This window comes from Methylobacterium sp. 142-1Y (assembly GCF_057747795.1).
This window is the reverse complement of the sequence record NZ_CM173224.1, coordinates 713,545-737,066: the sequence shown is the minus strand read 5'-3', so window position 1 is coordinate 737,066 and position 23,522 is coordinate 713,545. Positions and strand designations below refer to the sequence as shown.

Annotated in this window: 26 protein-coding genes; 20 read left to right on the top strand and 6 right to left on the bottom strand. The window is 70.2% G+C overall.

Going from position 1 to position 23,522, the window contains the following annotated elements; translation table 11 throughout:
• Positions 1 to 35: 35 nt before the first annotated feature.
• The 5 genes from AC3AOF_RS03395 (at position 36) to AC3AOF_RS03375 (ending at position 3,115) form a co-directional block, all read left to right on the top strand.
• Complete coding sequence (locus AC3AOF_RS03395) at positions 36 to 404, top strand: hypothetical protein (RefSeq protein ID WP_236992036.1); 369 nt, start codon at positions 36 to 38, stop codon at positions 402 to 404.
• A 119-nt stretch (positions 405 to 523) separates the two neighbouring features.
• Positions 524 to 1,744, top strand: coding sequence for an LL-diaminopimelate aminotransferase (locus AC3AOF_RS03390; protein ID WP_236992037.1), 1,221 nt, complete (start codon positions 524 to 526; stop codon positions 1,742 to 1,744).
• Between the two features lie 233 nt (positions 1,745 to 1,977).
• On the top strand, positions 1,978 to 2,193 hold the full coding sequence (locus AC3AOF_RS03385; RefSeq protein WP_236992038.1) for a hypothetical protein: 216 nt from the start codon (positions 1,978 to 1,980) through the stop codon (positions 2,191 to 2,193).
• Positions 2,194 to 2,286: 93 nt separating this feature from the next.
• The gene (locus AC3AOF_RS03380; RefSeq protein ID WP_442919321.1) at positions 2,287 to 2,658 is read left to right on the top strand and encodes a hypothetical protein; all 372 of its coding nucleotides are present in this window, start codon (positions 2,287 to 2,289) and stop codon (positions 2,656 to 2,658) included.
• Between the two features lie 28 nt (positions 2,659 to 2,686).
• Positions 2,687 to 3,115 (top strand): hypothetical protein, encoded by a 429-nt coding sequence (locus AC3AOF_RS03375; protein ID WP_236992040.1) that lies wholly within the window; start codon positions 2,687 to 2,689, stop codon positions 3,113 to 3,115.
• Positions 3,116 to 3,296: 181 nt separating this feature from the next.
• Here AC3AOF_RS03375 and AC3AOF_RS03370 read toward each other — a convergent pair whose 3' ends face one another.
• Positions 3,297 to 4,313, bottom strand: coding sequence for a zinc-binding alcohol dehydrogenase family protein (locus AC3AOF_RS03370; RefSeq protein WP_488347709.1), 1,017 nt, complete (start codon positions 4,311 to 4,313; stop codon positions 3,297 to 3,299).
• A gap of 188 nt (positions 4,314 to 4,501) precedes the next feature.
• On the opposite strand from AC3AOF_RS03370, the gene AC3AOF_RS03365 reads away from it, so the two are divergent.
• A complete protein-coding gene (locus AC3AOF_RS03365; RefSeq protein ID WP_236992042.1) occupies positions 4,502 to 4,891 on the top strand; it encodes a winged helix-turn-helix transcriptional regulator in 390 nt (129 codons plus the stop codon).
• Between the two features lie 4 nt (positions 4,892 to 4,895).
• On the opposite strand, the gene AC3AOF_RS03360 is transcribed toward AC3AOF_RS03365, so the two are convergent.
• Positions 4,896 to 5,105, bottom strand: coding sequence for a hypothetical protein (locus AC3AOF_RS03360; RefSeq protein ID WP_488347708.1), 210 nt, complete (start codon positions 5,103 to 5,105; stop codon positions 4,896 to 4,898).
• Positions 5,106 to 5,377: 272 nt separating this feature from the next.
• Between AC3AOF_RS03360 and AC3AOF_RS03355 the strand changes: the two genes are divergently transcribed.
• The 8 genes from AC3AOF_RS03355 to AC3AOF_RS03320 all read left to right on the top strand — a co-directional run bounded on the left by AC3AOF_RS03355 (position 5,378) and on the right by AC3AOF_RS03320 (position 14,798).
• Complete coding sequence (locus tag AC3AOF_RS03355; protein WP_236992044.1) at positions 5,378 to 6,526, top strand: sensor histidine kinase; 1,149 nt, start codon at positions 5,378 to 5,380, stop codon at positions 6,524 to 6,526.
• A 194-nt stretch (positions 6,527 to 6,720) separates the two neighbouring features.
• On the top strand, positions 6,721 to 8,073 hold the full coding sequence (locus AC3AOF_RS03350) for an ABC transporter substrate-binding protein (protein WP_442919322.1): 1,353 nt from the start codon (positions 6,721 to 6,723) through the stop codon (positions 8,071 to 8,073).
• Complete coding sequence (locus tag AC3AOF_RS03345) at positions 8,073 to 9,005, top strand: carbohydrate ABC transporter permease (RefSeq protein WP_488347707.1); 933 nt, start codon at positions 8,073 to 8,075, stop codon at positions 9,003 to 9,005. Before AC3AOF_RS03350 ends, AC3AOF_RS03345 begins: the two co-directional genes overlap by 1 nt.
• The gene (locus AC3AOF_RS03340; RefSeq protein ID WP_048462165.1) at positions 9,002 to 9,826 is read left to right on the top strand and encodes a carbohydrate ABC transporter permease; all 825 of its coding nucleotides are present in this window, start codon (positions 9,002 to 9,004) and stop codon (positions 9,824 to 9,826) included. Before AC3AOF_RS03345 ends, AC3AOF_RS03340 begins: the two co-directional genes overlap by 4 nt.
• A gap of 212 nt (positions 9,827 to 10,038) precedes the next feature.
• Entirely contained in the window at positions 10,039 to 11,652 is a 1,614-nt protein-coding gene (locus AC3AOF_RS03335) for an acyl-CoA synthetase (RefSeq protein WP_488347706.1), read from the top strand.
• Between the two features lie 352 nt (positions 11,653 to 12,004).
• Positions 12,005 to 13,228, top strand: coding sequence for an ABC transporter substrate-binding protein (locus tag AC3AOF_RS03330; protein WP_488347705.1), 1,224 nt, complete (start codon positions 12,005 to 12,007; stop codon positions 13,226 to 13,228).
• Positions 13,225 to 13,887, top strand: a complete 663-nt coding sequence (locus tag AC3AOF_RS03325; RefSeq protein ID WP_236992048.1) for a glutathione S-transferase family protein — start codon at positions 13,225 to 13,227, stop codon at positions 13,885 to 13,887. Before AC3AOF_RS03330 ends, AC3AOF_RS03325 begins: the two co-directional genes overlap by 4 nt.
• 98 nt (positions 13,888 to 13,985) lie before the next feature.
• Entirely contained in the window at positions 13,986 to 14,798 is an 813-nt protein-coding gene (locus AC3AOF_RS03320) for a universal stress protein (protein WP_236992049.1), read from the top strand.
• 3 nt (positions 14,799 to 14,801) lie between these two features.
• Here AC3AOF_RS03320 and AC3AOF_RS03315 read toward each other — a convergent pair whose 3' ends face one another.
• Entirely contained in the window at positions 14,802 to 15,509 is a 708-nt protein-coding gene (locus AC3AOF_RS03315) for a Crp/Fnr family transcriptional regulator (protein ID WP_488347704.1), read from the bottom strand.
• A 402-nt stretch (positions 15,510 to 15,911) separates the two neighbouring features.
• Here AC3AOF_RS03315 and AC3AOF_RS03310 point away from each other — a divergent pair, with 402 nt between their 5' ends.
• The 3 genes from AC3AOF_RS03310 to AC3AOF_RS03300 all read left to right on the top strand — a co-directional run bounded on the left by AC3AOF_RS03310 (position 15,912) and on the right by AC3AOF_RS03300 (position 17,633).
• Positions 15,912 to 16,331: a CBS domain-containing protein gene (locus AC3AOF_RS03310; protein WP_236992051.1), complete on the top strand. Its 420-nt coding sequence runs from the start codon at positions 15,912 to 15,914 to the stop codon at positions 16,329 to 16,331.
• Between the two features lie 91 nt (positions 16,332 to 16,422).
• A complete protein-coding gene (locus AC3AOF_RS03305; protein ID WP_236992052.1) occupies positions 16,423 to 16,836 on the top strand; it encodes a response regulator in 414 nt (137 codons plus the stop codon).
• Between the two features lie 125 nt (positions 16,837 to 16,961).
• A complete protein-coding gene (locus tag AC3AOF_RS03300) occupies positions 16,962 to 17,633 on the top strand; it encodes a helix-turn-helix domain-containing protein (protein WP_488347703.1) in 672 nt (223 codons plus the stop codon).
• Positions 17,634 to 17,647: 14 nt separating this feature from the next.
• Here AC3AOF_RS03300 and AC3AOF_RS03295 read toward each other — a convergent pair whose 3' ends face one another.
• Both AC3AOF_RS03295 and AC3AOF_RS03290 read right to left on the bottom strand, forming a co-directional pair.
• Entirely contained in the window at positions 17,648 to 17,803 is a 156-nt protein-coding gene (locus AC3AOF_RS03295) for a hypothetical protein (protein ID WP_236992054.1), read from the bottom strand.
• 107 nt (positions 17,804 to 17,910) lie between these two features.
• Positions 17,911 to 18,399, bottom strand: coding sequence for a c-type cytochrome (locus AC3AOF_RS03290; protein ID WP_236992055.1), 489 nt, complete (start codon positions 18,397 to 18,399; stop codon positions 17,911 to 17,913).
• Between the two features lie 273 nt (positions 18,400 to 18,672).
• On the opposite strand from AC3AOF_RS03290, the gene AC3AOF_RS03285 reads away from it, so the two are divergent.
• Positions 18,673 to 19,662: an MBL fold metallo-hydrolase gene (locus tag AC3AOF_RS03285; RefSeq protein ID WP_236992056.1), complete on the top strand. Its 990-nt coding sequence runs from the start codon at positions 18,673 to 18,675 to the stop codon at positions 19,660 to 19,662.
• Positions 19,663 to 19,763: 101 nt separating this feature from the next.
• Here AC3AOF_RS03285 and AC3AOF_RS03280 read toward each other — a convergent pair whose 3' ends face one another.
• On the bottom strand, positions 19,764 to 21,266 hold the full coding sequence (locus AC3AOF_RS03280; RefSeq protein WP_488347702.1) for an NAD(P)H-hydrate dehydratase: 1,503 nt from the start codon (positions 21,264 to 21,266) through the stop codon (positions 19,764 to 19,766).
• A gap of 202 nt (positions 21,267 to 21,468) precedes the next feature.
• Between AC3AOF_RS03280 and AC3AOF_RS03275 the strand changes: the two genes are divergently transcribed.
• Together AC3AOF_RS03275 and glnA are read left to right on the top strand one after the other, a co-directional pair.
• The gene (locus AC3AOF_RS03275) at positions 21,469 to 21,807 is read left to right on the top strand and encodes a P-II family nitrogen regulator (protein ID WP_060845473.1); all 339 of its coding nucleotides are present in this window, start codon (positions 21,469 to 21,471) and stop codon (positions 21,805 to 21,807) included.
• Between the two features lie 132 nt (positions 21,808 to 21,939).
• Entirely contained in the window at positions 21,940 to 23,352 is a 1,413-nt protein-coding gene (glnA, locus tag AC3AOF_RS03270) for a type I glutamate--ammonia ligase (RefSeq protein ID WP_236992058.1), read from the top strand.
• Positions 23,353 to 23,522 lie beyond the last annotated feature (170 nt).

Genomic DNA, 23,522 nt, shown 5'->3' with positions numbered 1-23,522 from the left:
GCCACGGTGCCCTCGCGCAAGGTTCCCCAAACGTCATGCCCGCGTTCCCCGCTCTTTCGCCCGCCTTCGCCCGCGCCGCAATGCTCCTGACCTGCCTCGCCACCGGCGGCTGCGTCCTCGACGGGGCCGGCGTGCGCGAGGCCGCCAAGTCGGCCGGGTTCGGCCCCAAGGAGGTCGCGGCCCCCGACTTCGTGACCCAGTCCCGCCGTGGGGGCGGAGACTTCCTGCCGGTCGGCGAATCGGCCCCGCCTCGCGAAACCCGCGCCAAGTCGGCCGCCGGGGTGAAGCAGCTCGAGGCCGATCTCGATGCCAGCCGCCAGCGCAACGAGGCGCGGGGCCGCGACGCCGCCAAGGTCGGCGGCGCGGTCAAGCCGCCGGCTCCGCCGCAAGTCCCCTCCAACTAAGGTCCCGCCGGCCGAGTGACGCAAGTGCGGACCGGCGAACTTCCTCTTGCCCCAAAACCCCTCTAGACAGCCTATGTGACACGCGCGTCGCAGCGGCGGCGCCGATCCAGGACCCGGCCATGACCGATTTTCACCGCATCAAGCGACTGCCCCCCTACGTCTTCGAGCAGGTCAACCGGATCAAGGCCGCCGCCCGCGCCAACGGCGCCGACATCATCGACCTCGGCATGGGCAATCCGGACCTGGACGCGCCCCGCCACGTGATCGAGAAGCTGGTCGAGACCGCCGGCAAGCCGCGCACCGACCGCTACTCGGCCTCGAAGGGCATCGCCGGCCTGCGCCGCGCCCAGGCGAACTACTACCAGCGCCGCTTCGGCGTTTCGCTCAACCCCGACACGCAAGTCGTGGCCACACTCGGCTCCAAGGAGGGCTTCGCCAACATGGCGCAGGCCATCACGGCGCCGGGCGACGTGGTGCTGGTGCCCAACCCGAGCTACCCGATCCACGCCTTCGGCTTCCTGATGGCGGGCGGCGTGGTCCGCTCGGTCCCGGCCGAGCCGACCCCGGCCTTCTTCCCGGCGGCCGAGCGGGCGATGCAGCACTCGATCCCCAAGCCCGTGGCGATGGTGGTCTGCTATCCCTCGAACCCGACGGCCTACGTCGCTTCCCTCGACTTCTACCGCGACCTCGTCGCCTTCGCGAAGAAGCACGAGCTGATCCTGCTCTCCGACCTCGCCTATGCGGAGGTCTATTTCGACGATAAGAACCCGCCACCCTCGATCTTGCAGGTGCCGGGCGCGATCGACGTGGCGGTGGAGTTCACCTCCCTGTCGAAGACCTTCTCGATGGCCGGCTGGCGGATGGGCTTCGCGGTCGGCAACGAGCGGCTGCTCGCGGCGCTGACGCGGGTGAAGTCCTACCTCGATTACGGCGCCTTCACGCCGATCCAGGTCGCCGCCACCGCGGCCTTGAACGGCCCGGAGGACTGCATCCACGAGATGCGCGCCACCTATCGCCGCCGCCGCGATGCGATGGTCGATGCGTTCCAGAAGACGGGCTGGGACATCCCGGTGCCGTCGGCCTCGATGTTCGCCTGGGTGCCGATCCCGGAGCGCTTCAGGAGTCTCGGCAGCCTCGAATTCTCGAAGCTGCTCGTCGAGAAGGCCGACGTGGCGGTGGCGCCGGGCATCGGCTTCGGCGAGCACGGCGACGATTACGTGCGCATTGCCCTGGTCGAGAACGAGCAGCGCATCCGCCAGGCGGCCCGCAACATCCGCCGCTTCTTCGACAATGCCGACCGCACCCTGCACAACATCGTGCCGATGCAGAAGGTCGGCTGATACGCTGTCCGAAACGATCCGTTCGGACAGCGCATCACCAAGCCGGCGCGGCGCATGAGCGAAGCCGGTTTCCGCATCGCGAAGCGATCGATCGGAAACCGGATGAGTCCGACACTTGTGGCCGGGGGGCGACAGGGGAGGCGCAATCGCGCCTCCGGCCGCCCTCCGGGTTGATCCGGGCCTCGCGCGGCGTCAGGGTGCGGCCAAGGTTTGGTTCCACCTCAGGGTCTCCGATGCGTCGCTCGCTGAAGCTCGTCGTTCTCGCCGCCGCGGCCGCCCTGCCGGCCGCCTGCGCGCCGAACCCGATCATCGCCCGCGACCCCGTCCCGGCCCCGAGCCCCGACGTCGCCTATCGCTGCTCCTCGACCCCGGCATTGCTCAACGGCTACTGGGCCGATTGCGAGCGGGTGCGGCGCGAGCGCGAGGTCGTGGTCCGCACCAAGGGCTGACGGCCGCTCCACCCCGGACACCACGCCGCGCCCTGGAACCGGGCGCCGCTCTCAGTGCGTTAACCGGCATCCCGTCACCGGAGGATGCCCCGCGTGATCCGTCGTTTCATCCTGCCGCTCGCCGGCTTGGCCTGTGTCGCTCCAGCCTGCCTCTCGGGCCCGGCCCTTGCCCAGTCCCCCCTCGCGGTGCGGGTGCGCCCGCCTGCCGTCGCGCCGGACATCTACAGCCGCGCCGCCGCACCCGGCCCCACCGTGCTGCAGGTCTCGCCCGACGTGATCGTCGGCCCGCTGCCCGCCGGCCCGACCGGCCTGGTGGCGATCCGCGCCGTGCCGGTCGCCGCCGTGACCAATGGCGGCGCCTTCGGGCCGACCGGCTACGGCTACTACAATGACAGCCCGAGCGAGGGCCCGCTCAACCGCCCGCACCGCATGGCCGATTACATCCTCGGCAGCCGGGCCTACTGATCCTCACCCCCACGGAAGGAACGTCCCCATGCGTGCACGCCTCCTCGCGGCGGGCCTGTTTGCCGGCCTCGCCACCGTCGCCGCGGCGCTGCCGGCCGCGGCCCAGAGCGTCGGCTACGTCACAGGCCTCCCGGGCAGGGATCCGGCCGGCGACGACGAGATCGGCTGGGGGCCGGCCTATCGGCCCGAGACCAGCTTCTCGCAGCCCGGCACCCCGCCGACCCCGGGGGACTTCGCCGGCGCGGCGTATCGCGCTCGCACCGGGCATGGGCCGTACGACGCGATCCAGGCCCCGATGCGTCCGGTCCGCGCGTACCAGGACCCGGGCTACGGCTACGCGCCGGCGGGCTATTATGGCGAGCCCGGATATGCTCCGCGGGCGCGGAGCGTGCGGGTGAAGCACCGGCATCACGCCAAGACGAAGGTGCATCGGGCGTATCGGCAGGTGATGCGCTGAGGATCCCGATGACTGATCCTCGACGGATCTGAAGTCCGTTCGTGTCGGGCGACCGACCGACAACCCTCCGTCGTCATCCCGGGTTCTCGCCGATAGGCGAGCCCCGGGATGACCTTCAGAGTTTGGAACGCGCGTGGACTGACGCTCGAGTTCGTCGATCCGATCTGCGAGTGACCGCCCGTCAGGCAAACCCTTCCAGCACGATCTTCCCCTTCGCCCGCCCGCTCTCCAGCAGTGCATGCGCCCGGCGCAGGTTCGCGGCACCGATCGGCCCGAAATGCTCGGCCAAGGTGGTGCGCAGCCGCCCGGCCTCGACCAGCCGCGCCACCTCGTCGAGCAGGTCGCCTTGCGCCGCGATGTCGACGGTGCCGAACATCGGCCGGGTGAACATGAATTCCCAGTGCAGCGACAGGCTCTTGCGCTTGAGGAGCGACACGTCGAGCGTCGCCGGGTCGTCGATCAGCGCGAGCCGACCCTGCGGTGCCATCAGCTCGGCAATCGCCGGCAGGTGCGTGTCGGTATGGGTGGTCGAGAAGACGAACCCCGGGGCGCCGAGGCCGAGAGCGGCGATCTGAGCGGCGAGCGAGGCCCCGTGATCGACGACGTGGTGGGCACCGAGTTCACGGCTCCACGCTGTCGTCTCCGGCCGCGAGGCGGTGGTGATGACGGTGAGGTCGGTGAGCTGGCGCGCGAGTTGGGTCGCGATCGAGCCGACGCCGCCGGCCCCGCCGACGATCAGCACGGCATGGGCCGCCCCCGGCACGGGTTTGCGAATGTCGAGACGGTCGAACAGCGTCTCCCACGCTGTGATCGCGGTCAGCGGCAGGGCCGCGGCCTCGGCGAAGGAGAGCGAGGCGGGCTTGCGGCCGACGATACGCTCGTCGACGAGGTGGAACTCGGCATTGGTGCCGGGGCGCTCCAGGGCGCCGGCATAGAACACCTCATCGCCGGAGCGGAACCGCGTCGCCTCGGGACCGGCGGCCACGACGATGCCGGCGGCGTCCCAGCCCAGCACCTTCCAGCCGCCGGCCTCGGGCGCCGCGCGGCGGCGCACCTTGGTGTCGACGGGGTTCACCGAGACCGCCCGGACCTCGACGAGAAGGTCGCGGCCCGTGGGCTCGGGGCGGGGCAGGGTGATGTCCTGGAGGGCGGCTTCGTCCTCGATCGGCAGGGAGGTCTGGTAACCGACGGCGCGCATGGGCGGGCTCCTCTGCATCATTCGCCGAAGTGGTCACCGGTTCGGCGAAATGAATGATGCAACACAAGAATCCGAGCAGGCCCGCGCGAGCGGGACGGCTCGGAGATGACGGAAGCCGAGATGACCGCTACCGTCATGATGCGCAAGAACGCACATGAAGCGCCCATAGTGTCGAAAAGGATACCGTCATGGCCCGCACCCGGCACCGCAGCCTGGATTGCAGCCCGGGCTGCGCCGTCGAGGCGACGCTGCAACTCATCGACGGCAAGTGGAAGGGCGTGATCCTCTACCACCTCCTGGCCGAGGCGCCGGCGCCGGAGGACTCGCTCCGGTTCAACGCGTTGCGCCGGCGGATGCCGAACGTGACCCAGCGCATGCTGACCAACCAGCTGCGCGAGCTCGAGGCGGATGGGTTCGTGCACCGCACGGTCTATGCCGAAGTGCCGCCGCGGGTGGAGTATCGCCTGACGGCGCTCGGCCGCAGCCTCGAACCGGTGATCCGTGCACTCAAGGCCTGGGGCGACGTTCATGCCGCGGTGGCGCCCAAGATCGTGGCGCCTGAGGCGGATGCGGCCTGACGGATCAGCGCGACAGGCTGCGGAAGGCGCAGACCCGGCCGCGATCCTCGTAGCCGGCCGGGCATTGCGCCACGCAGGCACCGGCCGCGAATTTGAGGGGAGGGCGGCAATAGCTCTCTTCCTGCTGCGCCCGCACGGATGGTGGCGCCAGGAGCGCGACCACGATCGTCACGGCGGCGGTCAGGATGATCCCGAGGGCAACGAGGCGCAGCACGGACCCGCACTCCTGCTGTGTGTGCACTGCACTGTACCATATGGGACCGGTTGCATGCACTGACAGGTCCGCGCGCGAGCGACGGGTCCGGAGGGGCTGGGGATGGCGCGGTGCGGCATCCTGGCTCCGCTTTCCTGCCTGCTTGACCCGCTCCGGCAGACATGGCCCCACTGCAGACAGGCTCCGGTCAGGGATCGATCCGGTCCCGCTGCCGACATCGACCCAAAGCAGGACCCCGCCTCTCGCGCAGGGAAAGGACAGGATACCAGACGATGGCGGAACTCAGCCGTCCGGATCTCGATTACCGCCTGAAGCAGCAGAAGATCCTGTCCGAATTCGGCGTCGAGGCCCTGCGCGCCGACGATCTCGGCCGGCTGCTGCAACGCGCCACCGAACTCTGCGCGGACGGGATGTCGGCGCAGTTCTGCAAGGCGCTCGAATACAAGCCCGGCCGCGACACGCTCCTGGTCATCGCGGGCGTCGGCTGGGGGCCGAACGTCGTCGGCCACGCCACCGTCGGCGCCGATCTCGCCTCTCCGGCAGGCTACGCCCTCAAGACCGGGCAGCCGGTGATCTCGAACCACCTCGAGAACGAGCACCGCTTCCGCACCCCCCAGCTGATGGCCGATCACGGCGTGCGCCGGGCGCTCAACGTGCTGATCCGCAACCGCGAGGGCGATTTCGGGGTGCTGGAGGTCGACGACACCCGCGAGGGCCAGTTCGACGAAGCCGACATCGCCTTCATGCAGGGCTTCGCCAACCTGCTCGGTGGCGCCATCGAGCGCCAGCGCTCGGAAGCCCGCCTCCAGGCCGCCCTCGACCGGCAGGAACTGCTCACCCGGGAGATGAGCCACCGGGTCAAGAACAGCCTTGCCACCGTGGCCGGCCTGCTCTCGCTCCAGGCCCGGACCACCGAGGACCAGCAGGCGCGCGACGCCCTGGCGGATGCCCGCTCGCGGGTCGAGGCGGTGGCGCAGGTCCACGACCAGCTCTGGCGCCAGCCCGACCTCGCGGCGGTGGAACTGTCGGGCTTCCTCGGCTCCCTGTGCGGGAAGCTGCGGGAGAGCGCGCCCGGCCACGCCATCACCTGCGAGGCTCCCGCCATGCCGATCCCGGCCGACCTCGCGATCCCGCTGGGCCTGTTCGTCAACGAACTGGTCACCAACGCGATCAAGTACGCCTATCCGGGCGGCCACGGCCCGGTGCGGGTCGCGGCCGTGCCCGAGGGCGAGGGCCGGGTCCGCCTCGGCGTCTCCGACGACGGCGTCGGCCTGCCGGACGGGTTCGACACGGGGGCCGCGCGCCGCAGCCTCGGCATGCGGGTGATCCATGGTCTTGCCCGCCAGCTCGGCGGCGAACTCACCGTCACGGGCAAGGGCGGCGCCTGTTTCGCCCTGACGGTGAATCTCGCGGTGCCGTAGCCGGTCCCTGAGGATTTTTCAGAGCCGTCACGGCGAGCCGCTTCCCACGGCCGCGCGTCTTGCACTACGCTTGCGGCAGCGCTGCCGCTTCGCCACGCCAAAAGGCGGAGCGGCGCGACGGGGGCCGGAGAACCGGCCCCGCCTCGAACAAGCCCGGGCATCAGATCCGGGCAGATCCCGAAGGGCAGGAAACGATGGGCGAGATTTCTCGCGGCGGCCCGAGCCGTCGCAGCCTCCTGGCATCCGGCGCCGCCGCGGCCGGTCTCGGGATGATCGGCGCAGGATCCCTGAACATTCGACCGGCCTTCGCGGCCGTGGACTGGAAGAAGCACGCCGGCACCACCCTCGAGGTCAACCTGATCAAGGGCCCGCGCGGCGACCTGCTCCACCGCAGCGCCGCCGAGTTCACGGCGCTCACCGGGATCAAGGTCTCCTCCGAGGTGATCCCCGAGCAGCAGCAGCGCCAGAAGATCGTCATCGAGCTGACCTCGGGCCGGCCGAGCTTCGACGTGGTGCACCTGAGCTACCACGTGCAGAAGCGCCAGTTCGACAAGGCCGGCTGGCTCGCCGACCTCTCCGGGTTCATGAAGGACCCGAACCTGACCGAACCCTCCCTGAAGGAGGCCGATTTCAGCAATGCGGGTCTGCAATATGCCAAGACCCCGAACGGCGAGATGCGCTCGCTGCCGCTCTCGGTCGATTACTTCATTCTGTACTGGAACAAGGAACTGTTCCAGAAGAAGAACGTCGCTTATCCCGAAACCTTCGACGACATGATGCGGGCGGCCGAGACCCTGACCGACCCGAAGGCCGGCACCTACGGCTTCGTCGGCCGGGGCTTGCGCAACGCCAACATGGCCTTGTGGGGGGCATTCTTCCTCGCCTATGGCGGCCGCTTCCTCGACGACAAGGGCAACCTGCTGATCGACGGCCCGGAGGCCGTGGAGGCGACCAAGCTCTACCAGCGCCTGCTGACCAAGACCGCGCCCCCCGGCGTCGTCGGTTTCAACTGGATGGAGTCGATGGCGGCCTTCACGCAAGGGCGGGCCGCGATGTGGCTCGACGGCGTCGGCTGGGCGCCGCCGCTCGAAGACCCGAACGCCTCCCGCGTCGTCGGCAAGGTCGGCTACGCGGTGGTGCCGAAGGGACCGAAGGACCACGCCTCGGCGACCTACGGCGACGGCATCGGCGTTGCGGCGGCGAGTTCCAAGAAGGAGGCGGGCTACCTCTACTGCCAATGGGCGGTGTCGAAGCTGATGGGCGGGCGCCTGCTCCAGGCGGGCGGCGGCGTGCCGTTCCGCGATTCGATCCTCAGCGACGCGGAGGTCCAGCAGGGCGTGAAGATGCCGCGCGAGTGGCTCGATTCGGTGATCGGCTCGGCCAAGATCAGCAAGCTCGGCCTGCCGGTCGTGGTGCCGGTGGCGGAGTTCCGCGACATCGTCGGCTCCGCCGTCACCGCCACCCTGTCGGGGGCCGATCCGGCGGTCGAGCTGAAGAAGGCGGCCGAGCAGTACCGGCCGATCCTCGAGCGCAGCGAGAAGGCCTGATGGCGCGGGCCGGCCTCGCATCGCCAGCGGACGACCTGTCATCGGCCGACGAGGCCGCGCCCGCCCGCTGGCGCCCCCCGGGCTACTGGCCCTTCGTGGTGCCGGCCCTCGTCGTCGTCGTCGGGGTGATCGTCTTCCCCTGGGCCTTCACCCTGTGGATGAGCGTGCATGAATGGAAGGTCGGCGCGGCGCCGGCCTTCGTCGGCCTCTCCAACTACACGCGGCTGCCGACCGATCCGCGCTTCCTCGATGCGGTGTGGCAGACGCTGGTCTATACCGCGCTCTCGGTGGTGCTACCGCTCATCCTCGGAACGCTGGCGGCCTGCGTGTTCCACGCCAAGTTCCCGTTGCGCGGCTTCCTGCGCGGCGTGTTCATCCTGCCGATGATGGCGACCCCCGTCGCCATCGCGCTGGTCTGGACCATGATGTTCCACCCCCAGCTCGGGGTGCTGAACTATCTTCTGTCGCTGGTCGGCATTCCCCCCCAGCTCTGGGTGTTCCATCCGGCGACCGTGATCCCGTCGCTGGTGCTGGTCGAGACCTGGCAATGGACGCCGCTCGTGATGCTGATCGTGCTCGGCGGCCTCGCGGCTTTGCCCACCGAGCCCTACGAGAGCGCGCAGATCGACGGCGCCTCGATCTGGCAGATGTTCCGCCACATCACCCTGCCGCTGGTCGCCCCGTTCCTGTTCGTCGCCGCGATGATCCGGATGATCGACGCGGTGAAGAGCTTCGACATCATCTTCGCCATTACCCAAGGCGGACCGGGCACCGCCTCGGAGACGATCAACATCTATCTCTACAGTGTCGCCTTCGCCTATTACGACGTGGGCTACGGCTCGGCGATCGCCGTGGTGTTCTTCCTCCTCATCATCGCGCTCGCCGCCGCCCTGCTGGTGGTCCGCAAGCGCACGCAAGGGGCGGTGGCATGAACTGGCGCTGGCTCCTCAAGCAGGCCGCCCTGCTCTTCGCCGTCCTGGTCATCGTCTCGCCGGTGATCCTGTTCTTCGTCTGGATGCTGTCGCTCTCGGTCAAGTACGAGATCGACAACGCCGCCTATCCACCGGTGCTGATCCCCGAGCGCTTCGCCTGGAAGAACTACACCGACGTCCTCGAATCGAACCGGTTCTCGACCTACTTCGTCAACAGCCTGCTGGTCACCGGTACGGCGACCTTGCTCGCGCTCCTCGTCGGGGTGCCGGCGGGCTACGGCATCGCCCGGATGAAGGCCGCCAAGGCCGCGGTCGTGATCCTGGTCGCCCGCATCACCCCGGGCCTGTCCTACCTGATCCCGCTCTTCCTGCTGTTCCAGTGGCTCGGGCTCCTCGGCACCCTCTGGCCGCAGATCATCATCCACCTCGTCGTCACGGTGCCGATCGTGATCTGGATCATGATCGGGTATTTCGAGACGACGCCGCTGGAACTGGAGGAGGCGGCGGTGATCGACGGCGCCAGCCGCTGGCAGGTCTTTCGCTACGTCGCGCTGCCGATCGCCAAGCCCGGCATCGCCGTGGCGATGATCCTGGCGGTGATCTTCTCCTGGAACAACTTCGTCTTCGGCATCGTGCTCGCCGGGCGCGAGACCCGCACCCTGCCGGTCGCGGTCTACAACATGATCTCGTTCGACCAGCTGAGCTGGGGGCCGCTCGCGGCGGCGGCGCTGATCGTGACGCTGCCGGTGCTGGTGCTGACGGTCTTCGCCCAGCGCCAGATCGTCGCCGGGCTGACGGCCGGGGCGGTGAAGGGCGGGTGAGGGGGATCATTCATCCTCCATCCGTCCCACCCGCGACCTCAGGATGAGGTCGCGGATGGGACGCGGACATGGTCATGATTGCACGCGCCCCCCTGCTATCCCGGTCGCGCATCCCGCCCCCACCCGTGTTGACACCCAAAAACGAATGAACGATCGTTTCAATCGAAGGACCGCCGAACGGTCCACGTAACGATCACGGGTGGAACACGCCGATGCTGCAGCGCGCGGACACCTATGCCGATTTGGTGAAACATTTCCGCTGGCGGATCCCGGCCCGCTACAACATCGGCACAGACGTCTGCGACCGGCACGCCCCTGGCAACCCGCTCGCGCTGATCCATCTCGACCACGACGGCGCCGTGCAGCGTTACGGCTTCGACGACCTGCGCCGGCTGTCGAACCGCTTCGCCAACGTGCTCGCCGCGCACGGCCTCGCCCCCGGAGACCGGATCGGCGTGCTGCTGCCGCAATCGCCCGAGACGGCGATTGCCCACATCACCGGCTTCCGGGCCGGGCTGATCACCATCCCGCTCTTCGTGCTGTTCGGGCCGGACGCGCTCGCCTACCGCCTCGGCAACAGCGGCGCCAAGGCGGTGGTGACCGATCGGGCCGGGGCCGTGCTGCTGGCGGGCTTGCGCGACGCGCTCCCCGACCTGGAGCGGATCTACTGCATCGACGGAGCCGAGGACGGTGCGGAGGACTTCCATGCGCTGTGCGCCCGGGCCTCCGACGCCTTCACCCCGGTCGACACCGTGGCCGACGACCCGGCGGTCATCATCTACACCTCGGGCACCACCGGCGACCCGAAGGGGGCGCTCCACGCCCATCGGGTGCTGCTGGGCCATTTGCCGGGGGTCGAGATGCCCCAGCGCTTCCTGCCGCAGCCGGGCGACCGGTTCTGGACCCCGGCGGACTGGGCCTGGATCGGCGGCCTCCTCGACGTGCTGCTGCCGGCCCTGCATCACGGCGTCCCGGTCGTCTCGCATCGGGCCAAGAAATTCGATCCGGAGGCGGCGTTCCGGCTGATGGCCGGGCAGGAGGTCCGCAACGTCTTCCTGCCGCCCACCGCCATGAAGCTGATGCGCCAGACCCACGCCACACCCTATCCCGGCCTGAACCTCCGCTCGGTCGGCAGCGGCGGCGAGAGCCTGGGGGCGGAGATGCTGGCCTGGGGCGAGACGGTGCTCGGCGTGCCGATCAACGAGTTCTACGGCCAGACCGAGTGCAACCTCGTCGTGTCGTCCTGCGCCGACCTGTTTCCGGCCCGGCCCGGCGCCATGGGCAAGCCGGTCCCGGGCCACGACGTGCGGATCGTCGACGGGGAGGGCCGCGAGGTGCCGGACGGCACGACCGGGCACATCGCGGTGCGCCGGCCCGATCCGGTGATGTTCCTCGGCTACTGGCAGAACCCGGAGGCCACGGAGAAGAAGTTCATCGGCGAGTGGCTGATCACCGGCGATCTCGGCCGGCGCGACCCGGACGGCTTCCTGTGGTTCGTCGGCCGCGACGACGACGTCATCACCTCGTCCGGCTACAGGATCGGGCCGGGCGAGATCGAGGATTGCCTGCTGCGCCACCCCGCCGTCGCGCTGTGCGGCGTCGTCGGCGTGCCGGACCCGGTCCGGACCGAGGCGGTGAAGGCCTTCATCGTACTCAAGGACGGCGTCGCGGGCACGCCGGACTTAGGGCGCGCGATCCAGGATTTCGTCCGCACCCGGCTCGCCGCCCACGAATACCCGCGCCACGTCGCCTTCGTGGAGGAACTGCCGATGACCGCGACGGGCAAGATCATCCGGCGAGCGCTCAGGGAGCGGGGAGGGGCGTGACGATCGTCCCGGCCTCATGATCGCTCCATATCGGAGGCTAACAAGAGAATTCTGCCCCCCATCCGCGACCTCATCCTGAGGCGTTAGCCGATTGAAAATCGGCTGACCTCGAAGGAGGGCTCCAGGAATCGCTGAGACCTCTGGAGCCCTCCTTCGAGGTCAGTCCATCTGCGATGGAATGACACCTCAGGATGAGGTCGCGGGTGGGTTCGAGGGCCTGAATCGAGCAATCAGGCTCTCAGACACACGCCGCCATCCTGGATTTCGCTGCGCGGCCCCGGGATGACGACGGAGATTCATGGAGCATCCGGCGACCAACGACCGGATGCGGCGACACCACCGGGAGGACACCATGCCGATACGCCATCTCCGCCGACCGTTTCGCATCCTGGCGCTCGCCGCCGCCTCCCTCCTCACCCTCGCCCAGGCCCAGGCCGCCTCGACCCGCGTCACCCTGGGCGTGCTGAACGACCGCGCCGGGCCCTATTCCGACCTCGCCGGCGAGGGCTCGGCGGTGGCGGCCGAGATGGCGGCGTCCGACTTCAAGGCGCAGAACCCGGACTTCGACATCCGGGTCCTGTCGGCCGACCACCAGAACAAGCCGGATGTCGGCGCCGGCATCGTGCGCCAGTGGATCGACCGCGACGACCTCGACGTGGTGCTCGACGTGCCGTTCTCCTCCGTGGCGCTCGCCGTGCACCAGATCGTGCGCGAGAAGAACCGGCTGATGATCAATTCGGGCGCCGGCGCCTCGGAGATCACCGGCGCGCTCTGCTCGCCCAACACCATCCACTGGACCTACGACACCTGGGCGCTCGCCAACGGCACCGGCGGCGCGATGGTGCGCTCGGGCGGCGATACCTGGTTCTTCATCACCGCCGACTACGCCTTCGGCAAGGCGCTGGAGCGCGACGTGTCGGAGGTGGTGGAGCGCAACGGCGGCAAGGTGCTGGGCTCGGTCCGCCATCCGGTCGCGGCCAACGACTTTTCCTCGTTCCTGATCCAGGCGCAGGGCTCGAAGGCCAAGGTGGTCGGGCTGGCCAATGCCGGCAGCGACACGATCAACACCATCAAGCAGGGCGCCGAGTTCGGCGTCGCGGAGGGCGGGCAGCGCCTCGCCGGCCTGCTTGTCTTCCTGAGCGACGTGCATTCCCTGGGCCTCAAGGTGGCCCAGGGCCTGGTGCTGACGGAGGCCTTCTACTGGGACCTCGACGACGGCACCCGTGCCTGGTCGCGCCGCTTCGCCGAGCGCCACAAGGGCCGCATGCCGACCATGGTCCAGGCCGGCGTGTATTCGGGCATGATGCACTACCTCAAGGCCGTGAAGGCGACCGGCAGCAAGGACCCCGCCACGGTGACCGCCGAGATGCGGAGGGCGCCCGCGGAGGACCCGCTGTTCGGCCGCTCCGAGGTGCGGGCCGACGGGCGGGTGACCCATCCGATGTACCTGTTCGAGGTGAAGAAGCCCTCGGAGTCGAAGGGCCCCTGGGACTATTACCGCCTGGTCTCGACCATCCCCGCCGACCAGGCCTTCCGGCCGCTCAAGAGCGGCCACTGCCCGCTGGTGACACCATGAAGCTGCATCATTGCGTCGGCGCCCGCTCGTTCCGGCCGCTCTGGGCCCTGGAGGCGCTGGATCTGCCCTACGAACTGGCGATGCTGCCGTTCCCGCCGCGGGTCCGTGCCAAGGAGTACTTCGCCCTCAACCCCCTCGGGACGATCCCGCTCTTCGAGGACGGCGAGACGCGGATGACCGAATCGGCGGCGATCTGCGAGTACCTCGCGGCGCGCCACGGCGCCGGGGGGCTCGGCGTGGGCTCCGACGAGGCGGAATACGGCCGCTACCTCAACGCGCTGCATTTCGGCGAGGCGACCCTGACCTTCCCGCAGACCCTGGTTCTGCGCTACGGCCGGTTCGAGCCGCCCGAGCGGCGCAATCCCGGCCTCGTCGAGGACTATTCCCGCTGGTTCCTGTCGCGGCTCAAGGGCTTCGGCGTGGGTCTGGGCGATCGCCGCTTCGTCTGCGCCGGCCGCTTCACCGCCGCCGACATCAGCATCGGCTACGCCCTGATGCTGGCCGAGTTCGCCGGGCTCGCCGACGAGCTGCCGGACTTCGCTCGCGCCTACTGGGCCGGGCTGAAGGAGGAGCCGTCCTATGCTCGGGCGCTGGCGGCCGAGCGGGCGGCGGCGGAGGCGCAGGGCGTGTCGCCGGTGCCCTCGCCGCTGGGCGGCTGACGTCCGCCGGCCCGTGCGGTTTTGATCCAGCACAAGGCCGGGCCGGCGGCGATCGAAATAGTCTTCCCGACGATCACGCCGCGATCCCGGGTTCTCAGATGTCCATCGCCAGCATCATGGTCTCTCTCGACCTCGGACGGAGCGCGGGCGACCGCGTCCGTCTCGCGGCCGATCTCGCCGGCCGGTTCGAGGCCGGCCTCATCGGCATCGCCGCCCGGACCATCGACACGCCGGCGCCGGTCGGCGACATCCTGGAGGCGCAGGACGCCTATGCCGAGGAGCGGGCCGCCCTGGTCGACGACCTGGCGGAGGCCCGGACAATCTTCGCGCGGAGTTCCGGCTCGGCGCTCCGCACCGAATGGCGGCAGATCGAGGCCGGGCCCGAGGCTTTCCTGGTCCGGCAGGCGCGGGGAGCGGACCTCGTGGTGGTCGGGCGCGACCCGCGCGGGGACGGCGCTGGCGCGCTCGGGGCCGCGCCCGGTCCCGTGCTGATGGAGGTCGGCCGCCCGGTCCTGGTCGTGCCGCCGGGGATCGATCGCCTCGCGGCCGCCCGCATCGTCGTCGCCTGGAAGGACGCCCCCGAGGCGCGCCGCGCGGTGACGGCCGCCCTGCCGTTCATCACCCGCGCCGATCAGGTCTTCGTCGTCGGCGTCGGTCGCGAGGCCTCCCACGAGGGCGCCGGGGAGGTGGCGGACCTCCTGGCCCGCCACGGCGCGCACGTCACCGCGCATGCGCTCGAAGCGCCCAACCGGACCGTTGCCGGCGAGATCCTGCACTTTTCCGAGCGTCACGACGCGGATCTCGTGGTGATGGGCGGCTACGGGCATGCGCGGCTGCGCGAATGGCTCCTGGGCGGCGTGACCCGGGACATCCTCCAGGATGCGCCGCTCTGCTGTCTGATGTGCCACTGACGCTCAGATCGCCGCGAGCCGTGCCAACCGCTCCACGTCCAGGAGGCGCACGCCGCCCGGAACGATCAGGACGAGGTGCTGGCGGTCGAGGCGGGTCAGCATCCGGCTGACCGTCTCGATGGTCAGCCCGAGATGGTCGGCCATGTCCTGGCGGCCCATCGGCAGCTCGACCGTGACGGAGCTTCGCCCCGACCGGGCGTAGCGGTCCCGCAGGCCGAGGAGGAAGGCGATCACCTTCTCCTCGGCGGTGCGGCGCCCGAGGAGGAGCATCTGGTCCTGTGCCAGCCGCAGCGCGGTGCCGGCCCGCTCGTGCACGCTCATGAGCAAGTGGGGCTTGGCTTCCAGCAGGGCCGCGAAGTCCTCTCGTCCGAAGCGGCAGGCCACGACCGGGCCGAGAGCCTCGGCGGAGACGGAGTGGCGCTCCTCGAGGGCGAGGCCGAGGAAGTCGCCCGGCAGCGAGAAGCCCGTGATGTGGCGCCGGCCGTCGGGCAGCAGGCGGGTGAGGCGCAAGGCGCCCTCGATCACGGTGTAGACCGCGTCGCCCGGCTCCTCCTGGCGAAACAAGGCCTGGCCCTTGTCGAGGGCGAGGTGCTGGCTCAGCGCCTCGAACTCCGCCAGTTCGGGCAGGGCGAGGACCGAGCAGACGCCGAGCGGGCGCGCCGCGCAATCGGCGCAAGGAAGCGCCGGTCGCCCGCGGTGACAGGGCTGCATGGACCGCTCGATCGATCTCTCGCCCGAACCCGTATCGACCAGCATGTCGTGTCCCCGCCCCCCGCGGGCCGCGTGACGTCCGGCCCCCATGTCCCGAAGGTCCGGGAGCGCTGGCGGCCGTGCATTGATCCAGCGCAATCGTCGTCTCGCCGGCCAGGTTCGCGCCGGAGGCTTTGAGGTGGATCAAGGCCGCCCCGCCGGCCGCCGGTAAACGGGACGGGCCGCTGCATCGGATCGGCCGATCGGGATGCGGTCCGCGGACGTGCCGTCCGGGCGCGAGGGGAGGCCGGGACGGACAAACCCGATGCAGCGTGCGGGCCGGGCTCCTCTCGCGAGGGTGCCCGGCCTTTTTTGCCGTCCGGGGGCGTCGACGACCGCCCCGAATCCGCGTGAGGTCGCCCCATGCCCAACCGAACCCTCCTCGACGTCCTCGCCGGCCGTCCCGTGCGCGGCGTGAGCGGGAGCTTCACCGTCGCGAGCGTGTGCCACCGCCTGCGGGACTACGGCATCGGCGCCCTCGTGGTGATGAAGGCCAGGCGGCTCGTCGGCATCATCACCGAGCGGGACATCGCCGTCCGCGTCGTCGCGGGCCACCGCGACCCGATGCTGACCCTCGTGCGGGAGGTGATGACGCCCGATCCACAGACGATCGACGCCGAGGCGCGCCTCGCGGAGGCGCACCGCCTCATGATCGCCGGCGGGTTCCGGCACCTGCCGGTGATGCGCGGCGACGACGTGGTCGGGGTGATCTCGTTGCGCGACATCCCGGCGGTCGGGTCCCCCTCGGCGCGCGAGGCCGCCGAGGTTCCGGCGTTGGGGTGAACTGCCGGCGCTTGAGACAGATCAACGACCCGGCGGAGTGGCCCGGCTTATCGTCCGGGTGGTCGGAATCCAGGGCGCTCCAAGGGCGGTCATGCCAGCACAATCGGCCATGCCGGACAAGTCGGTCGTTCCCGTCCCGAGAGGACCGCTCCTCGTCGTCGACGACGACGAGGCCGTCCGGCGCTCGCTCAAATTCGCCCTTGAGCTCGAAGGGTACGAGGTGCGCCTCTACGCGGACGCCGCGCACCTGCTCGGGGAGACCGGATTGCCCGGAGCGGGCTGCCTGGTCGTCGACTATCACATGCCGGGCATGGATGGCGTCGCGCTCGTCGTCCGGCTGCGGGAGCGCCGCGTCGGCCTGCCCGCCATCCTGGTCACCGGCCGGCTCACGGAGGAACTGCGGCAGCGGGCGGTGCGGGCCGGCTTCCGACAGGTGGTGGAGAAGCCCTTCGAGGACGGGTCGCTGCTCGCCGGCATCCACGCCGCCCTCGCGGCTTCGCCCTGAGGCACGAGGCCGTAGGGAAGCCTGTCGCCTCAGGGAAACCCCTTAAGCGCTGTACCGGAATTTCGCGCAACGCCCCCGTGCCGTAGCCATGGCCTCGTCACACGCGATCCGGACGAGGGACTCCCATGCAGCTCGCGCTCGCCACCGCCGGCCTCGGCCCCGTGCTCGATGCCGCATCCGTCCTCCGGAGCCGGCAGGACGGCACGGAGGCGGGGGCGCGCCGCCGCTGCGAGGCCGAGGAGGAGATCTACGCCGAGGGCGACCGCGTCGTGCATTTCTACAAGGTCGTGTCCGGCGCGGTGCGGACCTACCGGCTCCTGAGCGACGGGCGCCGCCAGATCGACGGGTTCCATCTCCCGGGCGACATCTTCGGCCTCGAGGCCGGCGCCGAACGGCGGACCGGTGCCGACGCGGTCATCGACACCACGCTCGCCGCCTTTCGCCGCAGCGACCGCGATGCCCTGACCGGCGCGGCCGGGGCGCTCGCCCAGGAGGTGGTGGCGGCGATGCTGCGGGCGCTGGAGCGGGCGCAGGACCATATGGTGCTGCTCGGCCGCAAGTCGGCGCGCGAGCGCGTCGCGAGCTTCCTTCTCGGGCTCGCGGAGCGGGCCGGGACGGACGGCGCGATCGCGCTGCCGATGTCGCGGACCGACATCGCCGACCATCTCGGCCTGACGATCGAGAGCGTGTCGCGCACCCTGACCCAGCTGGAGCGGGACGGCATCATCGCGCTGCCGGCTCATCGCCGCACCGTCCTGCTCCAGGACAAGGCGGCGCTCCGCCGCCTGAATGCGTGAGCCGCCCCTGACGATCAGCGGGGCCGCGGCAGGGCGAGCCGGACGACGCTCGAACAGGCGATCAGTACCAGCACGCTCATCAGGCAGAGCCAGCCCAGGGTGCGGCCCGGATCGCCCTTGGCCAGGCACAGGGCGGCAAAGACGGGCAGGAGAGCGGCGGTCCACAGCATGGGGCTGGCTTCCTCGGGAGGGACGCCTTGTCCTGCACCCGGCCCGGCCGGCCATCCTTGCGCTGCCTCAATGCGCGCAAGCCGGGCGCCGGCCCGCCTCGCGCCCGTCAGCGCGTCGAGGCGGAGGCCGCCGACTGCGATTGCAGGTAGGCAATGACATCCGCACGGTCCAGGGGATCGGGCAGCCCGCCGAAATGCATGCGCGTTCCGGGCGCAACCCTTGTCGGATCGGCGAGCCACCGGTCCATCGCCTCCGGTGTCCAGATGCCGCCCAGGGCGCTGAGCGCCGCCGTGTAGCCGTAGCGCGGGCTTGTGCTCGCGACGGGCTTGTTCATCACGCCGAAGAGGTTGGGGCCGTCGCGGTCGCCCGCGCCAGGGCCGATGGTGTGGCAGGCGGCGCATTGCCCGAACAGGCGGCTGCCCCGGCGCGGATCGGCGGCGCGCAACGCCGCATCGAGACCGGGACGATCGCCGAGCGCGCGCCGCCGCGCCGCGCCGTCGTCATCCGTGCAAGCCGAGACCAAGAGCGCGCAGCACAGGAGCAGGCCGCGTCCGGCCCGCGTCCGGCGTGATGCGGTGCGATTTCGGACCATCATCCATCCCGCTCTTCGCCGGAGGTCACGGCCGGCGCCGCACGCCCATGCCACCTCACCCAGCCGGCCGCTCCGACCTTGCCCTCACGCCGAGGGCTGCCCTGCCCCGTCCCGCTCCGATAGGGCCTCGCTGCGTGCTCTCGCACGAACCAAGCACGTTGTCGCTCCTGGTCCGAGACGGCGGCCGCGCGAGGGCGGCCTACGCGCCTTGACGGGTCGGCCGCCGTCCTGGACGAGCGAAGGACGGCCTAACGCAGCGACACGCGGATAGACACGATGCCCGACGACACCCTTCTCCCGACCCGGCGGACGATCCTCGGCGGCACCGCGGCCTTGAGTACCGCGGCCTTGAGTACCGCGGCCCTGACAGCGCTCCTCCCCGCCGGGGGCGCCGCGGCGCAGGCGCCGGCCCCCGCCGCACGGCGTTCACGGCTGATCCTGCTCGGGACGGCCGGTGGGCCGACGCCGAAGCCGAACCGGGCCGCGCCGGCCCAGGCCATCGTGGTCGACGGCCACACCTACCTGGTCGATGCCGGCAACGGGACCGGCCGGCAGATGGTGCTGGCGAAGCTGAAGCTCGGATCGCTCGATTCGGTGTTCCTCACCCACCAGCATTCGGACCACAACGCCGATTACGGCAACGTGCTCCTGCTCGCCTGGGCGACCGACCTCGCCCACCGGGTGAACACCTACGGGCCGCCCCCGCTCGTCCGGATGACGCGCCAGTTCCTCGACCTCAACGACTACGACATCAAGACCCGCATGGCCGACGAGGGCCGGCCCCCCCTCGCCGACCTGATCGTGCCGCACGAGATCACCGGACCCGGAGAGGTGATGCGCGACGAGCGCGTCGGCGTCACGGCCGCCCTGGTCCAGCACCCGCCGGTCGAGCCGGCCTTCGCCTTCCGCTTCGATTGTCCCGACCGGTCGATCGTGATCTCGGGCGACACCCGCTATTCGCCGAACCTGATCGCGCTCGCCAAGGGCGCCGACATCCTCGTCCACGAGGTCATGTACCTGCCCGAGCTCGACAAGCTGATCGCCACCGAGCCCAACGCCAAGACGTTGCGCGAGCACCTGATCGCGAGCCACACCACCGCCGAGGAGGTCGGGCGCGTGGCGACCGAGGCCGGCGTGAAGACGCTGGTCCTCTCGCATTTCGTGCCGGGCGGCTACCCGTTCATCAAGGACGAGGTCTGGCTCGACGCGGTGCGGCCGCACTTCAAGGGCGAGATCGTCGTCGGACGCGACCTGATGGAACTCTGAGGGCGTGGTCGACGCGGAAGGCCGGCTTCACCCCCTCCATCGTCGTGAAGCCGCGCAGCGGAACCGGGACGACGACGCAGGGAGGCGATCGGAGCGGGCCCTCACGCCGGCTCAGGTCCCTCCAGCACGTCTCGAAGCACCCCCGGCATCATCTCCGGCAGGTCCTCCGAGATCAGGCCGGGCCCGTGCCGGCGTGCCGCCGCCGCGTGCAGCCAGACCGCGGCGCACGCCGCGTCGAAGGGCGTCATGCCCTGGGCGAGCAGGCCGCCGATGAAGCCGCACAGCACGTCGCCGCTGCCGGCAGTGCCGAGCCAGGGCGTGCCGTTCGGGTTGATGGCGGCGCGGCCGTCGGGGGCGGCGATCACCGTGTCGGGTCCCTTCAGCACCACGACGGCGCCGAGGGCCGATGCGGCGGCGCGGGCACGCACGAGCTTCGAGCCCTTCAGCGGTACCGCCGCCACGCCCTTGAACAGGCGGGCGAACTCGCCCTCGTGCGGGGTCGCGACGGCTTGGGCGTCGCCCGCCGCGATCATCTCCGCCAGGTCGTCGGCCTTGGCCGAGAAGCTCGTCAGGGCGTCGGCGTCGAGGACGAGGCCGCGGCCGGATTCCGCGGCGACCCGCACGAGGTCGCGGGTCGGGGCGCCGGTGCCGAGGCCCGGGCCGGCGACGATCGCGTTCAGGCGCTCGTCGGTCAACGTGTCGTCGAGGTCGTCGGCGCTGTCGCAAGGCTTCAGCATGATCGCCGTGAGCTGGGCGGCGTTCTCCGGAAGAGCCGGCGTCGGCGACAGCACGGTGACGAGGCCGGCGCCGATCCGCAGGGCGCCGCGGGCGGCGAGCCGCGCCGCGCCGGTCCGGTGGGCCGGGCCCGAGAGAACCACGGCGTGGCCGCGGGTATATTTGTGGCTGTCCTCCGCGAGGCGCGGGAAGGCGGCGCCCCAGAGGTCCGGCCCGTTGACGTGGGCCTGGGGGCCGATCTCCGCCACGATGGCGTCCGGGATACCGATATCGGCGACCGTCACCGGGCCGCACAGGCGCCGGCCGGGCAGGAGCAGGTGGCCGGGTTTGCGCCGCAAGAAGGTCACCGTCTCGGTTGCCGTCACCACGGCGCCGCCGGCGGTTCCGGTATCGCCGTCGAGGCCCGAGGGCACGTCGACCGCCAGCACCGGCACGCCCGCCCCGTTGAGCCTTTCGACAAGGGACGCCGCCGCGCCGTCGAGCGGCCGCGACAGGCCGGCGCCGAACAGCGCGTCGACAACCAGGGCGTAGCCCGTGGGCGCGGCCTCGGCGGCATCGGCGACCCGGCCCGTCCACTCGGCGGCCGCCGCGGCGGCGTCGCCCTTCAGCGCGTCGCGGTTCCCGAGCAGGGCGACCTCCACCTCGCGGCCCGCCTCGGCCAGCACCCTGGCGGCCACGAACCCGTCGCCGCCGTTGTTGCCCGGTCCGCACAGGACCAGGATGCGGCCCTCGCCGATCAGTGCCCGGGCGCGCTCCGCCACAGCCGCGCCGGCTCGGTGCATCAGGGTCAGGCCCGGGGTGCCGGCGCGGATCGCCGCGTCGTCGGCGCGGCGCATCTCGGCGGTGGTGATGAGCTCGGTCCCGGCCATCGCGTCAGACTCCCAGAGGCGCCCGGGCGCGGCAGCTTTGCTGCGGCGCCAGGCGCAAGAACGGCGGATTGCGCAACAAACGCGCAGTGATTGCTTATATATTAGGCATTACCGGTCCGGTCCGGGGAAATCCCCCGTGGTTTTCGGCGCGGCGCGATGCTAGGAATGCCGCCGGAACCGTTGCAGACCAGGCCCGCCCGGCATGAAGAAGATCGAAGCGATCATCAAGCCCTTCAAGCTCGACGAGGTGAAGGAGGCCCTGCAGGAGGTCGGCCTTCAGGGCATCACGGTGATCGAGGCCAAGGGCTTCGGCCGCCAGAAGGGCCACACCGAGCTCTATCGGGGCGCCGAGTACGTGGTCGACTTCCTGCCCAAGGTGAAGCTCGAGATCGTGCTCCCCGACACGCTGGTGGACGGCGCCGTCGAGGCTATCCGCAAATCCGCCCAGACCGGCCGGATCGGGGACGGCAAGATCTTCGTCTCCTCGATCGAGGAAGCGATCCGCATCCGCACCGGCGAGACCGGCCAGGATGCGATCTGACGAAGGCGCGACCTGACGCCCCGTCTCCATCACCTGCCGCCTCCATCTGCGACGACGAAAACCGCGGCCTGACATCCAGGACCGCGGCTTTGTGGCGGCCCAGCCGCCGCTCTAGGAAGGGGTCAAACGAGAATGTCTAAGACCGCGACGGACGTCCTCAAGGAAATCAAGGAAAACGACGTCAAGTACGTCGATTTCCGCTTCACCGATCCGCGGGGCAAGTGGCAGCACGTCACCTTCGACGTGTCGCTGGTCGACGAGGACATCTTCGCCGAGGGCACGATGTTCGACGGCTCGTCGATCGCCGGCTGGAAGGCGATCAACGAATCCGACATGCTGCTGATGCCGGACCCGGCGACCGCCTGCATGGATCCGTTCTTCTCGGCCTCGACCATGTCGATCGTCTGCGACGTGCTCGAGCCCTCGACCGGCGAGCCCTATAGCCGCGACCCGCGCGGCATCGCCAAGAAGGCCGAGGCCTTCGTGAAGGCCAGCGGCATCGGCGACACCATCTTCGTCGGCCCCGAGGCCGAGTTCTTCGTCTTCGACGACGTCCGCTTCTCCGCCGACCCGTACCATACCGGCTTCAAGCTGGACTCCGTCGAACTGCCGATCAACGGCCAGACCGAGTACGAGGGCGGCAACCTCGGCCACCGCGTCCAGGTCAAGGGCGGCTACTTCCCGGTCCCGCCGCAGGATTCGGCCCAGGACATGCGCGGCGAGATGCTGGCCGCCATGCAATCGATGGGCGTCAAGGTCGAGAAGCACCATCACGAGGTCGCCTCGGCCCAGCACGAGCTGGGCATGAAGTTCGACACGCTGACCCTGATGGCCGACCACCTGCAGATCTACAAGTACTGCATCCACAACGTCGCCCAGAGCTACGGCAAGACCGCGACCTTCATGCCGAAGCCGGTCTACGGCGACAACGGCTCGGGCATGCACGTCCACCAGTCGATCTGGAAGGAAGGCAAGCCGGTCTTCGCCGGCAACAAGTACGCCGACCTCTCCCAGGAATGTCTGTGGTACATCGGCGGCATCATCAAGCACGCCAAGGCGCTCAACGCCTTCACCAACCCGTCGACCAACTCGTACAAGCGCCTGGTCCCGGGCTACGAGGCGCCGGTGCTGCTGGCCTATTCGGCCCGCAACCGCTCGGCCTCGTGCCGGATTCCGTGGACGACCTCGCCGAAGGCCAAGCGCGTCGAGGTCCGCTTCCCCGACCCGATGGCGAACCCCTACCTCGCCTTCGCGGCCCTGCTGATGGCCGGCCTCGACGGCATCGTGAACAAGATCGATCCCGGTCCGGCCATGGACAAGGACCTCTACGACCTGCCCCCGGCGGAGCTCAAGGAGATCCCGACCGTGTGCGGCAGCTTGCGTGAGGCGCTCAACAGCCTCGACGCCGACCGCGAGTTCCTCAAGGCCGGCGGCGTGTTCAACGACGACTTCATCGACTCGTTCATCGAGCTGAAGATGACCGAGGTGATGCGCTACGAGATGACCCCGCACCCGATCGAGTTCGTGAACTACTACTCGCTCTGAGCCGGGTTCGGTTTTGACGTTGGGGAGGGGGCCGGAGCGATCCGGCCCCTTCTTCATGTCCGGCCATGGCCCACGACGGCGGCCTGTAGCCTGCTGGCCATAGGCTGTCCCACCCTCCACCTCATCCTGAGGTGTCGGCGATCGGAGATCGCACACGGTCGCAGGTCGAC

Bases quoted from the DNA above. Each gene is read 5' to 3' on its own strand.
- AC3AOF_RS03395 (WP_236992036.1), top strand. From the start codon at position 36: ATGCCCGCGTTCCCCGCTCTTTCGCCCGCCTTCGCCCGCGCCGCAATG.
- AC3AOF_RS03390 (WP_236992037.1), top strand. From the start codon at position 524: ATGACCGATTTTCACCGCATCAAGCGACTGCCCCCCTACGTCTTCGAG.
- AC3AOF_RS03385 (WP_236992038.1), top strand. From the start codon at position 1,978: ATGCGTCGCTCGCTGAAGCTCGTCGTTCTCGCCGCCGCGGCCGCCCTG.
- AC3AOF_RS03375 (WP_236992040.1), top strand. From the start codon at position 2,687: ATGCGTGCACGCCTCCTCGCGGCGGGCCTGTTTGCCGGCCTCGCCACC.
- AC3AOF_RS03370 (WP_488347709.1), bottom strand. From the start codon at position 4,313: ATGCGCGCCGTCGGTTACCAGACCTCCCTGCCGATCGAGGACGAAGCC.
- AC3AOF_RS03365 (WP_236992042.1), top strand. From the start codon at position 4,502: ATGGCCCGCACCCGGCACCGCAGCCTGGATTGCAGCCCGGGCTGCGCC.
- AC3AOF_RS03355 (WP_236992044.1), top strand. From the start codon at position 5,378: ATGGCGGAACTCAGCCGTCCGGATCTCGATTACCGCCTGAAGCAGCAG.
- AC3AOF_RS03350 (WP_442919322.1), top strand. From the start codon at position 6,721: ATGGGCGAGATTTCTCGCGGCGGCCCGAGCCGTCGCAGCCTCCTGGCA.
- AC3AOF_RS03345 (WP_488347707.1), top strand. From the start codon at position 8,073: ATGGCGCGGGCCGGCCTCGCATCGCCAGCGGACGACCTGTCATCGGCC.
- AC3AOF_RS03340 (WP_048462165.1), top strand. From the start codon at position 9,002: ATGAACTGGCGCTGGCTCCTCAAGCAGGCCGCCCTGCTCTTCGCCGTC.
- AC3AOF_RS03335 (WP_488347706.1), top strand. From the start codon at position 10,039: ATGCTGCAGCGCGCGGACACCTATGCCGATTTGGTGAAACATTTCCGC.
- AC3AOF_RS03330 (WP_488347705.1), top strand. From the start codon at position 12,005: ATGCCGATACGCCATCTCCGCCGACCGTTTCGCATCCTGGCGCTCGCC.
- AC3AOF_RS03325 (WP_236992048.1), top strand. From the start codon at position 13,225: ATGAAGCTGCATCATTGCGTCGGCGCCCGCTCGTTCCGGCCGCTCTGG.
- AC3AOF_RS03320 (WP_236992049.1), top strand. From the start codon at position 13,986: ATGTCCATCGCCAGCATCATGGTCTCTCTCGACCTCGGACGGAGCGCG.
- AC3AOF_RS03315 (WP_488347704.1), bottom strand. From the start codon at position 15,509: ATGCAGCCCTGTCACCGCGGGCGACCGGCGCTTCCTTGCGCCGATTGC.
- AC3AOF_RS03310 (WP_236992051.1), top strand. From the start codon at position 15,912: ATGCCCAACCGAACCCTCCTCGACGTCCTCGCCGGCCGTCCCGTGCGC.
- AC3AOF_RS03305 (WP_236992052.1), top strand. From the start codon at position 16,423: ATGCCAGCACAATCGGCCATGCCGGACAAGTCGGTCGTTCCCGTCCCG.
- AC3AOF_RS03300 (WP_488347703.1), top strand. From the start codon at position 16,962: ATGCAGCTCGCGCTCGCCACCGCCGGCCTCGGCCCCGTGCTCGATGCC.
- AC3AOF_RS03295 (WP_236992054.1), bottom strand. From the start codon at position 17,803: ATGCTGTGGACCGCCGCTCTCCTGCCCGTCTTTGCCGCCCTGTGCCTG.
- AC3AOF_RS03290 (WP_236992055.1), bottom strand. From the start codon at position 18,399: ATGATGGTCCGAAATCGCACCGCATCACGCCGGACGCGGGCCGGACGC.
- AC3AOF_RS03285 (WP_236992056.1), top strand. From the start codon at position 18,673: ATGCCCGACGACACCCTTCTCCCGACCCGGCGGACGATCCTCGGCGGC.
- AC3AOF_RS03280 (WP_488347702.1), bottom strand. From the start codon at position 21,266: ATGGCCGGGACCGAGCTCATCACCACCGCCGAGATGCGCCGCGCCGAC.
- AC3AOF_RS03275 (WP_060845473.1), top strand. From the start codon at position 21,469: ATGAAGAAGATCGAAGCGATCATCAAGCCCTTCAAGCTCGACGAGGTG.
- glnA (WP_236992058.1), top strand. From the start codon at position 21,940: ATGTCTAAGACCGCGACGGACGTCCTCAAGGAAATCAAGGAAAACGAC.